Origin of the sequence: Streptomyces griseorubiginosus (assembly GCF_017614965.1) — a bacterium.
Classification (GTDB): domain Bacteria; phylum Actinomycetota; class Actinomycetes; order Streptomycetales; family Streptomycetaceae; genus Streptomyces; species Streptomyces griseorubiginosus_B.
In genome coordinates, this window is sequence record NZ_WVUG01000681.1 from 1 (window position 1) to 899 (window position 899).

Below are 899 nucleotides of genomic sequence, written 5' to 3' on the forward strand. Positions count from 1 at the left end.
GACCCCGGTTACGGCCCCGCCACCCTCTCCGGCAACGCACGCATCACCGATGCCCAGCGGGCCCGTCTGGAGGGGCGTTCCCCGATCATCGAGCCCGGGATGCAGCCGGCCGCGCTCACGGCACTGCTCGGGCTGCTCCTGTCGGGTACGGCGGCCATCGGCTCGTACGCCCTGCTCCTCCCGCTCGTCGCCCTCCAGGCGGTCACCGCGGCGGGCTGGTTCCGCCTGAACGGCATGTGGCCCGCCCGCCAGGGCATCGCGCTGGCCTTCCTGGGCGCGCTGGTGGCCGACGTCGCCCTGCTGGCGGCGGGCCGCGAGCACGGACCGGCGGCCATCCTCGGCACGCTCGGCGTCTGGGTCCTGCTCTCCCTGGTGCTGCAACTGCGCTCGCACGCCGACCCGGACGAGCGGATGTACGGCCTGATGGCGACGGTCGCCTCGGCGGCGCTGTCGATCCTCGCGGCCGGTTACCTCGCGGCCGACACGGACGCGGTGTCCGTGGGCGCGGCGGCGGTGGCGGTGGCGCTCCTGGCCCGCGCCCTCCCGCTGCCCACTCCGGCCTCGCTGGTCGTCGCGCTGCTCGCGGCGGCGGGGGCGGGCATCGCGGTCGGCGGCATGACGGGCTTCGGTACGAAGGGCGCCCTCCTGGGCGCCGCCGCGTCCCTGTGTGCCCTCATCGGCCACCGCGTCGCCAGCTACGACTACCCGTCGAGGTTCGTCCACTTCACAGCGGGAGTGGCCCTGCCCCTGACGGCAGCGGCCCCGGCGGTGTACGTACTGGGCCGAGCGCTGGGGTAGTCCCATCAGCCCGTCCGGCGTTTGAGGACGAGGCCCGTTCAGGGACGACGCGGGGGGCTGGGGGCGGCAGCCCCCGGTGGACGGCGCCCAGAACCCCGCCC

Annotated in this window: 1 pseudogene; it reads left to right on the forward strand. The window is 75.8% G+C overall.

What is annotated here, in order from left to right:
- A pseudogene (locus GRC12_RS44720) lies at window positions 1-798 on the forward strand (hypothetical protein); the annotation flags it as partial.
- Window positions 799-899: the final 101 nt, after the last annotated feature.